Genomic DNA, 13,598 nt, shown 5'->3' with positions numbered 1-13,598 from the left:
TTCACTGGACTCTCAAAATATAATTATTCTACCGGAATTCATAATTTATATGAGAATTGGAAAAGGAGGAATAATGAAGCCTGCAAACAAACTCCGGTGACAACCGGGGCTTATTTGCAGGCTTCATTATTACCAGGGCTAAAAGCGGTTACTTCGCTGCGGTAAGCAGCTGCTTATATTTTGATGGGCTATGTAATAAATCGATGGCGGCATTTACATCATTATCCCACTCGAGCGACCTGATAATACGGCCTCTCTGCAAATAATAACGGTTCACGATTTCTTCTTCCAGTAACCGTTTTATTTCTGTTTTATTTTTCAGCAGATCCTGCTTTTTATCGTGCTTCATTTTCGTTTCAAGCGTTTCCAGTTCTTTAGCGATCGCATCATAGTACTTTTCTTTTCTTGCGGTGCTTTTGAAAGAATCCAGGGCTTCTTCACTGCGTGTTTTGTAGCTGTAATCTTTGTTATCGAGATAGCGCTCAAAATCTTCGAAGTCGCTTTCAGACAGTGCAAAAGAGCCTGCAGCGGCTATTTTAGGATGGCTGTAGTAATAATTGGTAGCGTAGTCGAAAATAAATTGTTTACGGATAAGGGTAATGGCCACCTGGCTGATATAGGTGGGATCGACCTTTGCATCGGGTTCAATACCGCCGCCATCTTTTACGGCACGGCCGCCTGTGGTGGTAAATGATTTACGCAGGGAATCCGGTACATAATCCACGCTGCCGTCGTCGTTACGGTGGGAGTAGTCGATGGCCTGGATACAGCGGCCACTTGGCGTATAATATTTAGCGGTGGTTACTTTCAGTTTGGTATTATAAGGCAGCTGGCGGGTGGTTTGCACCAGGCCTTTGCCGTAGGAGCGTTGTCCTATCACCAGGCCTCGGTCGAGATCCTGTATGCTGCCGGCCACTATTTCAGCAGCAGAAGCGGAGGAGTGGTTGGTGAGCACGGTTAACGGGAGATGCAGGTCTACCGGCTGTTCGGATGTTTCGTAGTTGCGGTCCCAGTTCTTTACTTTTCCTTTGGTGCTGACGATGAGTTTATTTTTATCTACAAAAATGTTGGCAACTACAACGGCTTCATCCAATAATCCGCCGGGGTTGCCGCGCAGGTCGAGGATCAATCCTTTCAGCGCGGGGTTGGTTTGTTTCAGTTGTTGTACTGCCGTGCGTACCATGGCGCCGCTGTTCTCTGTGAACTGGGTCATTTTGATATAGCCGATATCATTTTTCAGGATGCCGGCATAGCTCACCGCTTTTACATTAATTTCTTCGCGGATGATTTTTTTCGGAGTTTCCACGCCGGTTACCGGGTTGCGGAACACCATATCCAACGGGGTACCGGCAGCGCCTTTAAGCTGTCTGCTGATTTCTTCCTGGGCTACATTTTTACTGGACTTGCCATCCATGCTCACGATGATATCGCCTGGTTTCACGCCGGCCCTGTCCATCGGGCTGCCTTCATATACATCGGTGATGGCGGTCCATTCGCCGCTGGTATTGATGGAGGCGCCTACCCCGCCGTATTTGCCGGTAGCCATGAATTTAAGATCGTCCAGGTTTTCTTCGGAAACGAAATCAGTAAAAGGATCGGTTTCCTCCAGCATGGCTTCAATGCCTTTTCGCATCACCTTTTCAGGAGGAAGGTCATCTACGTAATACGTATTCAGTTCCCGGTAGAAAGCGGCGAATATGTCCAGGTTTTTGGCAATCTGGAAATATTTATCGTTTTCATTGAAAGCGAAGATCCCTGCTGTAGTAATAACCAGGAGCAGGGCTGCTGTCAGTTTCCTTCTTTTATTAAAAAACGCACGCATGCAACGAGTGTATAAGATGAAAGATATTAGTTGGCAACCGGTGGTGACTATTTATGGCACCGGATCATATCCGTGTCCGCCCCAGGGGTGACACGACAAGATACGCTTTATGGTGAGATAGCCACCTTTGAAAGGGCCATATTTTTTAAATGCTTCCAGCCCGTATTGTGAGCAGGTGGGGGTATAACGGCATTTACTGCCCAGGAGGGGCGAGATAAACCATTGATAAATTTTTATCAGGAAGATAAAAGGAAAACTAAGCCAGCGCACAACACGATTCATAAGCAGCTTTTAGCAGTAAAAAATAAGCAGAGCATTTAACAGCATGTTGAATGCCGGGTTTGCTGCAATCAGCTAAAAGCTAACCATTGAGTGCTAAATACTGGTTTGCAGCTTCTTTAAAATTACCGAAATTTTGTCTTTCAGGGTAGAAAAACCGGCGATTTTTTTGTCGGTGTAGATGAGGAAAACGGCGATCTGCCTTGATTCGGACCGGAGATGGTCGTAGAGTTCCTGCTTTTGCAGACGCCAGGCCTCCCGGCCCAGGCGTTTGATGCGGTTACGGTCCACCGCATGGGGAAACCGGCGGGTAGCGGCGCTAAAGCCTACCTGCACGGGGTATTTACCCGGTTCTTTCAACGGCATGTAAACAACCCGGTAGGGAAAAACAGAAAACGCTTTTCCTTCACGAAAAAGCGTTTCAATAAGTTTTCTGCTTTTTAACCTTTCTTCCTTTGTAAAAGAATAAGTTTTTATGGCAAATAGTATTTAGCTACTATAATTATTTCAGCTTACGCTCGTCAGAAACAGTCAGCTTCTTACGACCTTTTGCTCTACGGGAAGCCAATACCTTACGGCCATTAGCAGTTTCCATTCTCTTTCTGAAGCCGTGAACGCTCTTTCTGCGTCTGTTATGCGGTTGAAAAGTACGTTTCATTTCTTTTTTTTGTTTTTACCTGTACTATACTAAAACTCCCGTGTTAAAGGATTGTGGTTTTTAAAACGGAAGGCAAAGGTAGCAGAAAATATTTGAAAAGTAAAATTAAAATACGAATTCTTAAATGTAAAGGTGGAATGCAGTTTTCACCACATTCCACCTTTAAGTATTAAACTTATTAACTATTTAACTCCCAGTTTAGTCTTTACAGCAGTCAGGATATCGTCTGCAGCAGGAGAAACCAGCAGCATACCGGCAGAGCTGTCGATTACGTAGTTGTAACCTTTTTCCTTTGCTACATCTTCAATTGCCTTACGGGCTTTATCGTAGATGGGTTTCAGCAGCTCCTGTTGTTTAGCCTGTACTTTCTGTTCAGCGCCTTCACGGTAGTCCTGGATACGTTTCTGTGCGTCCTGGATTTCACGGCCTTTGATTTCTTTCATGTTGTCGGTCATAGTGGCCGCTTTATCATCGAATTCCTTCATTTTCTTCGTATACTCATCTACCAGTGCTTTACCATCACCTTCCAGTCCTTGTGCAAAAGTTTGCAGATCAGTTTCTGCCTTTTTAGCTTCTGGCATGCTTGCTACCAGTGCCTGTGCATTGATATGCGCTACTTTGGATTGTGCCATTGCATTCACGCTGAACAAACCGGTAACCGCCACAAAAGCAATAATTACGTACTTCTTCATGATGTTGTCTGTGTTTAAAAAAATTTAAATACTTATAGTTAAAAAATAGGTACGGGTTTATTTCTTGACTCCCAAAGATTTCAGGATTTCTTCGCTTTTATCCAGCTTTGGATCAGAAAATATAACGGTGGCGCCTGCAGCCTTATCCAGTACAAAATCATACATCCTGCCGGCAGAAAGCTTCTGCACTGCATTATAGATCTTATCCTGAATGGGCTTTACCAGTTCTTCCCTTTTTTTGAAAAGATCACCTTCGTAACCGAAACGCTTCTTCTGCAAATCCTTTGCCTCTTTTTCCCGGGCTACGATTTCATCTTCCCGCTTACGTTTCAATTCCTCGGTGAGCATTACCTGTTCTGCCTGGTAAGACTTATACATCTTATCCACTTCCTGGAACTTAGCGTCAATTTCCTTCTGCCATTGCTCTGCAACTGCATCCAGCTTTTTCTGTGACTCCTTGTATTCCGGAATGCTTTCCAGGATATATTTTGTATCTATCACGCAATAGCGCTGTGCACTTGCTGCACCGCCCATAGCCAGCACAATGGCGGCTGTAATAAATAATTTTTTCATGCTACAATAATTTTTCGCAAAACCAAATGACGGTTAAACTTGCAATATATAATTATTTTCCACATTATTCTGGTTCGAAGCCGAGCATAAATGTAAACTTAGCAGCGTCTTTCAAACCACCCCCTGGCTGGAGACGGTCAAACCCGATACCATAGTCAAATCCAAGCAATCCAAACATCGGCAGGTAGAAACGCATACCGATACCGGCAGAACGGCGTAATCTGAACGGGTTGTATTCATTCAGGTCTTTATAACCGTTAGCTGCTTCCAGGAACGCCAAACCAAAGATGGTGGAGCTGGGATTCAAACTGAACGGATACCGCAGTTCCATCACGTACTTATTAAATACGGTGAAGCCGGAATAGTTGGCAGGCTGACCGTTTTCAGGATTGATGCTCGGATCGGAAGTATAATACACCGGGTAACCTCTCTGGGAGATGATATCACGGTCGTAGATCGCGAAGTTACTCAAACCATCACCCCCCATTTCAAACCTGCCGAAAGGCGACAGGGTTGTACGGTTGTTGTAACGGCCGATATAACCAAATTTCGCGGCTACCTTCAATACAAATGTTTTGTTATCGCTACCCATCGGACGGCTCAAAGGCACGTACCATTCTGCGTTAAAGCGGTATTTCTGGTACTCAATAAATTTAAACTGTTCAGAAGCCGGCTCTTTGGAGTAATCCTTGTCGGGATTAAACAGGGAGTATGGCGGCGTATACTGCGCAGATACCATGAAGTTGGAACCACTGCGCGGGAAGATCTGCTGATCCACAGAAGAACGCGACAACGTCAGCTTGATGTTAACGTTATTGGACGTACCGCTTTCAAATCCGGGAATACCAAAGTAGTTGTAGTTCTTCAGCTTATACTGCTGATAGTTCACGGAATAGATCAGGGTGAAATAGTCATCCGGCCATTTCAGCTGTTTACCCAGTGATACAGAGGCTCCCAACACTTTAAAGTGACCATTTGTAGAAGTAGTGGTATCACCCGGCAGCTTATAATAATCGTTGTATGCGTATGGGTTCTGGTAACTGCTGTAAAGACTTACAGAAAACTGGTTCCTTTTTTTACCTCCCAGCCACGGCTCCGTGAAGGAGAAGTTATAGGAACGGTAAGCTTTACCATTGGAAGATACACGTACAGACAATTTCTGTCCGTCGCCACTTGGCAATGGATCCCAGGTTTCTTTTTTGAAGATATTACGCAGGGAGAAGTTGTTGAAGGTAACGCCGAGGGTACCGGTTAAACCGATATAACCACCCCAACCTGCCGACAGTTCCAGCTGGTCATTGGCTTTTTCTTCCACGGTATAATCAATATCCACGGTACCATCCTGTACGTTCGGCACCGGGTTCATGCCGATCTTTTCCGGGTTGAAGAAGCCGAGGTTGGCGATTTCACGGTTAGAACGGATCAGATCCTGGCGGCTGAATTTTTCACCCGGGATCGTGCGCAGTTCACGGCGGATAACGTGTTCATTGGTTTTTTCGTTACCGGCTATACGTACTTCCTTGATGGTTGCCTGCGGTCCCTCACGTAAACGGATTTCGTAATCGATAGTATCGCCGCGGATACCAACTTCCACCGGGTCAATCTGGAAGAAGAGGTAGCCATAGTCCATGTAGTAGCCGCTGATATCGCCCCCTTCCTGTGACATTTGTTTACCGATTCTTTTTTCCAGCAGTTCCAGGTTATAGATATCTCCTTTTTTGATACCGAGAATACGGGTCAGTACGGAGTCGGAATAACGGGTATTTCCTTTCCAGGTAATATCCCCGAAATAATATTTTTTACCCTCAGAGATCTGCATATCCACATTCAGATTCTGTGAGTGGGTTTTATAGGTGGTATCTCTTACAATCACCGCATCACGATAACCTTTGGAGTTATAGAGCCCGATCACTTTACCTTTATCCTCGAAGTATTTGTTTTCGTTGAATTTAGCAGAGCTGAACAGTTTAAAGCGGAAATAAGGGTCTAGTTTCTCAAATGCGCGGGTGGGTTGCAGGAAGCCATAGGTTTGCCAGAAATCATCCGGTTGGGCCAGGGAATCCACGTACACCTGTTCCAGATCCGGGTGAAGCGTGAAGCGGGAACGCTCTTTGGTTCCTTTCATCTTCTTCTTGATCTTGGAGTCGGCTATACTTTCATTACCTACGATGTTGATATCCTGGATACGTACCTTACTCCCCTTTGGTAACATTAAAGATCAGGTGTTTGGAGTTTACCTGGCCGGTATCCCCTCTTTCCTCGATTTTAACGGTAGCATTTCCGAATCCTTTATCTGCATAAAATTTATGTACTACCCCGATTACGTTTTGTTTCAGGGCCTGTGTGATCACATTTCCTTTACGTAAACCGGCTTTGGTGGTAATATCGTCTGCTTCTGTTTTTTTGATTCCCCTGAAAACGAAGGAGGACATGCGGGGCATTTCCGTTAATCCTATTTCCAGCCAGATTTTATTATCTTCTATCTTGGTTACATAAATGGTTACGTCGGCAAACAGTCTTTGTGACCAGAGACTCTGGATTGCTTTTGTAAACTGGTCACCGCCGGGATAAGTAACCTTATCGCCCACAGTGAGGCCGGAAAGCGACAGCAGCAGTGATTTATCCAGGTATTGGGTACCGGCAACGGTGATATCGGCAATTTCATACTGTTGCGGAATACCTGTGTTGATAGGAGAAACGGCCGGCGGATTAGCAGGGGGCTGCGTAGGAGGCACGGTATCTTTTTGCTGAGCGGATACACGAATGCCTGCACTGCAACATAATGCTATAGCCAGAAGGCCCTTAGGAAATAATTTCTTCATTCTGCTGAATTTGTTCGCTTGTTTTGCCAAAGCGCCGTTCTCTGGTTTGGTAATTTAAGATGGCTTGGTAAAGATGTTCATTGCGGAAGTCCGGCCAGCGGGTATCTGTAAAATACAGTTCCGCATAGGCCAGTTGATATAGTAGGAAGTTACTGATCCTGCATTCTCCACTGGTACGAATCATTAATTCAGGGTCCGGCAGGCCGGCGGTACAGAGATATTTTTCCCATACCTCTGGCGTCACAGCTACCGGGTCCAGGGCTCCACTTTTCACATCCAGGGCTATTTTCCTGGCTGCATTCACGATTTCCCACCTTGCACTGTAGCTAAGAGCCATAATGAGATTGAGGCCGGTATTTTGGCTGGTGAGGGCAATGGCCTCCTCCATTTCCCGCTGGCATTGGGGAGGTAACATTCCCATGTCACCTATTACGCTCAGCCGGATATTATTTTTCGATAACGTATTCACTTCCATGCGGATAGTGTTTACGAGTAGTTCCATAATGCCATTAACTTCATAAACCGGGCGGTCCCAGTTTTCAGTAGAAAACGCGTATAGGGTCAGATAACCTATTCCCAGTTCTGCACAGGTCGTCACTATATTACGCACACTTTCTACCCCTTCGTGGTGCCCGTACAGCCTGTCTTGTCCCCGCTCCTTTGCCCAACGGCCGTTCCCGTCCATAATAATGGCTATATGGCGCGGCAACCGTTGTAAGTCCAATTTTTCCTTCAAGCTCATTTGTGTCAGGCGTATTATAACAGATTATAACAGATTTACTAAAAGGGTGCAAAGATACAAAAATAGAGTAATGACTTTTTTGGCAAAGCCTAAGAAGGTGTTTTAACGTAGTTTTAACAGCGAATTCAATACCAGTGGGGATTTTAGCAAATTGGGAGGCTTATCGGGGCGGTTGGCAGGTACGGAAAGCCCACCCGCAGAAAGTATTTTTTATTGTAAATTAAAATTTACAATTGTAAGAAGTGAAAAGAATACTAATGGTTAATTCGATTGTTACGAACTGATCCTTATCCCTGCTGTTTCCTCTTTGCCTCCCTATCACCCCGATAGGACTGCCTTTCACCGCCGACCTGTCCTGCAACTGGGCCGCCACCGTAGGCTGACCGTCAGGAAGCGCCGGGAATGCGGCAGGGCCGGCATATGTAGTGCTTACATCATCCAGGTAATCCGTTTGAGTGAACCGGTATAGCGCTTCCAGGCCCACATTTACTTTTTTGGAAATATTATATTTAAAACCTCCCCCGATCAACCAGGCATAAGAAACCAGGCTATAGGGCTTGCGCTCCGGATAAAGGGCGGTACCCTGCCCTTCCGTACCCAGGGGTTGTAAAAAATATTTGACGCCGTTAAGGTAAGCATATGGATTGTAATAAAAAATACTGGCGCCACCAGTCAGATAGGGGGAAAAACGCTCATATAAGCTGCCCGGTTCAAACCGGAAAAAATTAAAGTCCCCCTGGAGGGACAACTCCCATAAATTAGTATTGAAGCTGAGGTTCCGGCGGTTCTGGAATTCATTTTTATTGTAGGTATCCGAATAGCCGAGTTGCATAAACCGGCCATGGGCGCGGAGGCCCACGTAGTCGTTCATATATTTACGGTAGTAAATGCCAACTGCAGGCTTCAGGGTATTTAATGCTCCCCGGGTGTTCAGATCCCCGAAATACTGCGCGCCTCCCACAGAAAAACCCAACTCTCCTACATATTCCAGCTCATTTTGCGCCGAAGCACGTTCCGCGAACAAACAACCGGCCGATACCAGCCATATAAAAACGATGTATTTGGAATATAGAAAAGGTTTCAGCATAAATCAGTTCTACTTAAACGCTAAAATGCCGGATTTATTTAATGTATGGCTGATGATTATGCTTACTTATTTGGCGTTTGCTTTCCTCACGGGGCATAATTTCTATTACAATCAGCATGGAATGTATTTGTAAATGTAACAATATATTTTACATTTCTATATTTTAATCGTATTCCGGGCGTCAATTCCCCAGAGCAATTTATTCCGGAGCGTATGCAGGAAATTGCTGTCGTCCAGCCGAAGCAGGCTCAGCTTGAACTCCTCTTTCTTAATAGCCAGCTGCACCCGGTTATCGATGGTTTCCATACGGCTGTCGAGGGTACAAAGGAACTGGTCGCTGCGGCCTTCCACTTCAAAGGAAATGATATTATTGTTGGGCACAATGATGGGCCGTACGTTCAGGTTATGCGGCGCCACAGGCGTAATCACGAAGTTGCCGGCGTCAGGGAACACAATGGGACCGCCGCAGCTCAGGGAATAACCGGTGGAGCCGGTGGGGGTGGCTACAATTAATCCATCGGCCCAGTAAGTGTTCAGGAATTCGCCGTTCAGGTAAGTATGTATTTTCACCATCGCGGAAGTATCCTTCTTATGGATGGTGAATTCGTTGAGTGCGTATGGAACATCACCAAATAAGGGGATGTTGGCATCCAGGTGAAGCAGCGACCGCTGGTCTACCACGTAGGTGCGGTTCAGCAGCGCCTCCACCAGTGCATGAATCTCGTTTTTACCGATGCTGGCCAGGAACCCGAGGCGGCCAAAATTGATCCCTATTACCGGGATGTTGGTATCACGCACATAACAAACGGTATCCAGCAGGGTACCGTCTCCACCAAGACTTACCAGGAAGTCGATTTTTCCCGGCAGATCTTCCGCACAGGAAAACAGCGTTGGTACGTTATCGAAAGGAATGTGTTGCTGCAGCGTATGAAAAAAAGGTTCATAGATGATGGCCTCTATCTCTGCCCGCTTTAATTCCTCCAGCAATAAGCGGATGTTTGAAATATCTTCTGTAATAAATCCCCTGCTATAAAGTGCTACCTGCATAATTTTTAAGCTTTTAACGATCGGCTCTGAAGTGCTACATATCCACGCTCGTGTGTAAAAATAGTCCTTTTTGCCCTAACTGGTTAAAGCTGTATTCAATCCTGAGGCAGGTATCATAGAAGGAAACGATGTCCAGTCCTATGCCGCCGGTATACAGGAAACGGTTATTCAGGAAGCTGTTGCCGGGGAATTTATTGTAGGCGTAACCGGCGTCGCCAAAGGCTTTGGCGAAGATGCGCACCGGAACGGTATTAAATTTCTTTGGAACAATAGGCAACTTTACTTTAAAGGAAAGGAGTTCCTGCCGGAGGGTTGATTTCAGGATGGCGAAGCTGGTGCCATCTATCACGTAATATTCCAGTCCGCGCAGGTAATCATCCCGGTAACCCAGCGCCTGCTGATTGATATATGGCTGTTCATTGGAGAGCTTGGCCGCGCTGCGGATACCTAATGCAGCATAGGTTTTGGGCCGTAGCTGCCAGTATTTGGCCATGTTAAGCCGGAAGTGAACATCATCCACATCATTGAGAGGACCTATCCCCTTTTTGCCAACTTCTGCCAGTAACCGGAATCCTTTGAGAGGATATACCCAGCTATCTGCCTTAATATAAGTGAGACGGTAGGTGATATCTATGTAACGTACATTGGTGCGGCCTTTCCCCAGGTAGTTGGGGTTGATGATAGCCACCGAATCCGCCACTTTTTCATAATTATAATTTACAAATACCTGGTGCCGGGTGTTAATGGCCTTACGGTAGCTGTAGTTAAGCCCGATCATATATACCTGGCGCAGAAAATCGTCTTTCCGGAAAAACTGCTGTTTATTATTGCTGGTGCTGTCGTTCACCTCACGGTTACGGTTATAGGAAGCGATGATACCCAGGCCGTGACGGAAACGTTTATCGATATACGGTATATTATACTGTAATGCGAATCGCTGGGTATAGCCGAACTGCAGCGCGGCGTTCAGCGCATCATTGCGGCCGGTGAGGTTTTCCTGGGTACCGCTTACACCGAGGTTGATACGGCTAAGGCTATGGTTCTTTTCCACCCACCACTGGTTAAAGTTACGGTCTGCCAGCTTGAAAATGGGATAAGCGAAGGTGTACCAGCGTTCCCATACTTCAAATACCACGTCGGCTTCGTTACCGGTCCAGTTTTTCACATTGGCGGTAACGTTGAGAAAGAGGGAGGTATTGAGTAATTGTTTTCGTCTTTCTTCCAGGGTATTGGAGAGATCGCGGAGATAGATGGTATCTCCGGGTACAGTGCTTATTTCCCGGAGAATGATGGAGGTCCGGGTTTTCTTGTTACCGGAAACCAGGATGTTGCGCACTACCAGGTAGTTGGTATCCGTTGCAGGCGCCGACTGTCCTTCCGCATTTTCCGGTATCACCATTCCAAACAGGCAGACTAAGGCCAGCAGGTAGTAACAGCATCTCAGCATGTAGGTCCCTAAAACATTTTAAAAGTTGACAATAGCGCGGATTTTGTCTTTACTCAGGATTACGCTGATTATATTGATTTAAAGGATTTGAACCTTTTTGATTTTTTTGATTTTAAAAGATAAAAGCAATTCACCTTTTGTTTTTTTGATTTTGAGTGATAAAATCAGAAAAATCAAAAAGGTTCAAATCCTTTAAATCAATATAATCAGCGTAATCCTGAGTAAAGACAAAATCCGCTTACATGCCGATATAATTCATCAGCAGGTCGTAGTTTTTCTTCAGCAGCTCTTCTTCCGGTTCTTCCGCAAAGATGTATTTGATTACATAATTGAAGCGTTCGAAAGTAGCTACCAGACCTTGCAGTTCCTGCCGGTTTGTTTTGAGTACCACCTCGAGTTTACCGGTAACGGGGTTGGTGATGGTGTTTACGCTCAGGAGCGTAACATCATTTGATTCAGCGATACGGGCAATTTCGCTGAGGGCGTAATCGCGCGGGTCTACTTCAAACGCGATGATACCGCCGGGTTCCTTTACCCCGTTATATCTTGCTAAAGCTGCCAGCAGGTTATCTTTGGTAATGATACCGAGGTATTCATTTTCCTTTGTTACTACCGGGAGGGCAGACAATTTAAAGTCGTAAAAAAGTTTGAGTGCTTCGAATAGATGAGCGTATTCCATGACAGCCGGGCGGGTACTGCTGTACTCCATAGATTCCAGGGGTACATCCGGATCTTCGAGATCCATGATATCGTCTTCTTCCACCAGGGCCAGGTATTTGCTATCTACTACCATCGGGAGCTGCGTGAGATGATATTCGTTCATCAGGCGCAGTGCCTTTGTTCCTGAATCCGAGGGATGCAGAACAGGTACTGAAGATATGAGTTCTCTGGCGATCATGTTAGCGTATTCTGATACAATAATAGTAAAGAATATGCCAACAGAAAAAGAAATTACATGTACGCGAAATCGCTGCACCGGTTGGTACAGTCGTCGGGCTGCCGGTAAAGTGCCGGTTTAAGTGGCAGGTTGAAACTTCAGTTTCTCCAGGAAAGCGTGCAGAATTTTGTTGAATTCTTCCGGCACCTCCATCATGGGAGCGTGTCCGCATTTATCAATAAACTGCAGTTCAGAATTAGGTATCAGCTTTTTAAATTCTTCGCCCACCATAGGAGGAGTAACGGTATCGTTCTGGCCCCAGATCAGTAAGGTTGGTTGCTGGATATCTTTCAGTTCATCTCCCAGGTTGTGGCGGATGGCTGATTTTGCCAGCGTAATGATCTTGATCACTTTCAGGCGGTTGTTCACTATCTCAAACATTTCATCTACCAGTTCTTTGGTAGCTATTTTCGGATCATAGAAAGTAAGTTCTGCTTTTTTGCGGATGTATTCATAGTCGCCGCGTTTAGGATAGGTTTCGCCCATTCCATTCTCAAACAAGCCGGAGCTGCCGGTTAGGATCAGGGATTTTACGGGTGCTTCAGGGTGTTTTAACAGGTATACGATGGCTACGTGACCTCCGAGCGAATTGCCCAGCAGGTGTACATTTTTGTACCCCCTGGCTTCAATAAACTTGTGCACATATTTGGCCAAACCGCCTACCGATGTTTCCAGGATGTTTAAATCGTACAGGGGTAACATCGGGATCACAACCTTGTTATACTGCCGGAAATATTCGATCATGTGCGAGAAATTGCTCAAAGCACCAAAAAGTCCATGCAATAATACCAGTGGTTCTCCTTCTCCTTCTTCTATAAAATTAAACTTACCCTGTGTTTTGATTTCGTAATCCATTGCCAAATCTTGAAAGTCAATTTTACGCTAAAATAATTCTTTTTATTAATCTAAATAATCTTTGGAACGAGTTATCCAGGTTGAATATGCCGGGCTGCCTGCTCAAAAAAAGACTGTAACTCGGTGAACATATTCTTAAAAACCGGGATCACACTTCCCATATGATCCAATACCCACGGGCCAATATTCTCTATATAAGGATATACCACAGATTGCAGCTTTGTTTCAGGACTCAGCCAGTATACCTGGTTAGCCATCCACAGCACTACACTGTAAATTATTATAAATATAACGCTATACAACAGTATTCCGCCCAGTTTATTCAGCCAGCCCAACATTACCAGCTCCACCAACTTCTGCAAAGCTCCTGCTCCCAACCTCACGAGCAATATTACTCCCAGGAAAAGGCACACGAAACAGATTACAGGCACCCAGCGGGAATGCATATCCCAGTGTTCCTGTACATATAATGCAGTAATGGCTGTTAATTTCAGGGCTGCCGCTAATCCCAATATGGCGGCTACCAAAGAAAATAAGGCTACTATCAGACCCCGGGTGTATCCCCGGTAGATGGCAAAAACCATGATGATAGCAAAAATAATGTCTATAGGCATGGTTGAAATATAGGGAATCCGGT

At 45.4% G+C, this 13,598-nt stretch carries 15 protein-coding genes; all 15 read right to left on the bottom strand.

All coding sequences use genetic code 11. The annotated features are described in order from the left end of the window. Nucleotides 1-148: 148 nt before the first annotated feature. Entirely contained in the window at nucleotides 149-1,822 is a 1,674-nt protein-coding gene (locus tag QFZ48_RS12505; protein WP_429042572.1) for a S41 family peptidase, read from the bottom strand. A 51-nt stretch (nucleotides 1,823-1,873) separates the two neighbouring features. Next, nucleotides 1,874-2,104: a membrane protein insertion efficiency factor YidD gene (yidD, locus tag QFZ48_RS12500; protein ID WP_079471177.1), complete on the bottom strand. Its 231-nt coding sequence runs from the start codon at nucleotides 2,102-2,104 to the stop codon at nucleotides 1,874-1,876. A 93-nt stretch (nucleotides 2,105-2,197) separates the two neighbouring features. After that, nucleotides 2,198-2,578: a ribonuclease P protein component gene (locus QFZ48_RS12495; RefSeq protein WP_429065494.1), complete on the bottom strand. Its 381-nt coding sequence runs from the start codon at nucleotides 2,576-2,578 to the stop codon at nucleotides 2,198-2,200. A gap of 25 nt (nucleotides 2,579-2,603) precedes the next feature. After that, a complete protein-coding gene (gene rpmH / locus QFZ48_RS12490) occupies nucleotides 2,604-2,759 on the bottom strand; it encodes a 50S ribosomal protein L34 (protein WP_012788729.1) in 156 nt (51 codons plus the stop codon). A gap of 182 nt (nucleotides 2,760-2,941) precedes the next feature. Continuing rightward, the gene (locus QFZ48_RS12485; protein ID WP_429042578.1) at nucleotides 2,942-3,451 is read right to left on the bottom strand and encodes an OmpH family outer membrane protein; all 510 of its coding nucleotides are present in this window, start codon (nucleotides 3,449-3,451) and stop codon (nucleotides 2,942-2,944) included. 57 nt (nucleotides 3,452-3,508) lie between these two features. Next, nucleotides 3,509-4,024 carry an OmpH family outer membrane protein gene (locus QFZ48_RS12480; RefSeq protein ID WP_079471180.1) on the bottom strand — a complete coding sequence of 172 codons (516 nt, stop codon included), beginning with the start codon at nucleotides 4,022-4,024 and terminating at the stop codon, nucleotides 3,509-3,511. Between the two features lie 64 nt (nucleotides 4,025-4,088). Beyond that, the gene (locus QFZ48_RS12475; RefSeq protein WP_429062478.1) at nucleotides 4,089-6,236 is read right to left on the bottom strand and encodes a BamA/OMP85 family outer membrane protein; all 2,148 of its coding nucleotides are present in this window, start codon (nucleotides 6,234-6,236) and stop codon (nucleotides 4,089-4,091) included. Next, nucleotides 6,217-6,846, bottom strand: coding sequence for a POTRA domain-containing protein (locus tag QFZ48_RS12470; RefSeq protein ID WP_429062475.1), 630 nt, complete (start codon nucleotides 6,844-6,846; stop codon nucleotides 6,217-6,219). Before QFZ48_RS12470 ends, QFZ48_RS12475 begins: the two co-directional genes overlap by 20 nt. Continuing rightward, nucleotides 6,827-7,588, bottom strand: coding sequence for an isoprenyl transferase (locus QFZ48_RS12465; protein ID WP_429042581.1), 762 nt, complete (start codon nucleotides 7,586-7,588; stop codon nucleotides 6,827-6,829). The genes QFZ48_RS12470 and QFZ48_RS12465 overlap by 20 nt, the downstream gene beginning before the upstream one ends. 220 nt (nucleotides 7,589-7,808) lie before the next feature. Further along, nucleotides 7,809-8,675, bottom strand: coding sequence for a DUF6089 family protein (locus QFZ48_RS12460; RefSeq protein ID WP_370908590.1), 867 nt, complete (start codon nucleotides 8,673-8,675; stop codon nucleotides 7,809-7,811). Between the two features lie 156 nt (nucleotides 8,676-8,831). Then, nucleotides 8,832-9,722 carry an NAD kinase gene (locus QFZ48_RS12455; protein WP_429042582.1) on the bottom strand — a complete coding sequence of 297 codons (891 nt, stop codon included), beginning with the start codon at nucleotides 9,720-9,722 and terminating at the stop codon, nucleotides 8,832-8,834. 34 nt (nucleotides 9,723-9,756) lie between these two features. Next, on the bottom strand, nucleotides 9,757-11,169 hold the full coding sequence (locus QFZ48_RS12450; RefSeq protein WP_429042584.1) for a POTRA domain-containing protein: 1,413 nt from the start codon (nucleotides 11,167-11,169) through the stop codon (nucleotides 9,757-9,759). Between the two features lie 238 nt (nucleotides 11,170-11,407). Continuing rightward, nucleotides 11,408-12,067, bottom strand: coding sequence for a CBS domain-containing protein (locus QFZ48_RS12445; RefSeq protein ID WP_079471185.1), 660 nt, complete (start codon nucleotides 12,065-12,067; stop codon nucleotides 11,408-11,410). Between the two features lie 117 nt (nucleotides 12,068-12,184). Beyond that, complete coding sequence (locus tag QFZ48_RS12440) at nucleotides 12,185-12,961, bottom strand: alpha/beta fold hydrolase (protein ID WP_370908593.1); 777 nt, start codon at nucleotides 12,959-12,961, stop codon at nucleotides 12,185-12,187. Nucleotides 12,962-13,032: 71 nt separating this feature from the next. Beyond that, nucleotides 13,033-13,575, bottom strand: a complete 543-nt coding sequence (locus tag QFZ48_RS12435; RefSeq protein WP_370908594.1) for a CvpA family protein — start codon at nucleotides 13,573-13,575, stop codon at nucleotides 13,033-13,035. Between the last annotated feature and the right edge of the window lie 23 nt (nucleotides 13,576-13,598).

This window comes from Chitinophaga sp. W2I13, assembly GCF_050434005.1.
Lineage (GTDB): Bacteria > Bacteroidota > Bacteroidia > Chitinophagales > Chitinophagaceae > Chitinophaga.
The sequence above is the reverse complement of the archived record's forward strand: the minus strand, read 5'-3'. Positions and strand labels throughout refer to the sequence as shown.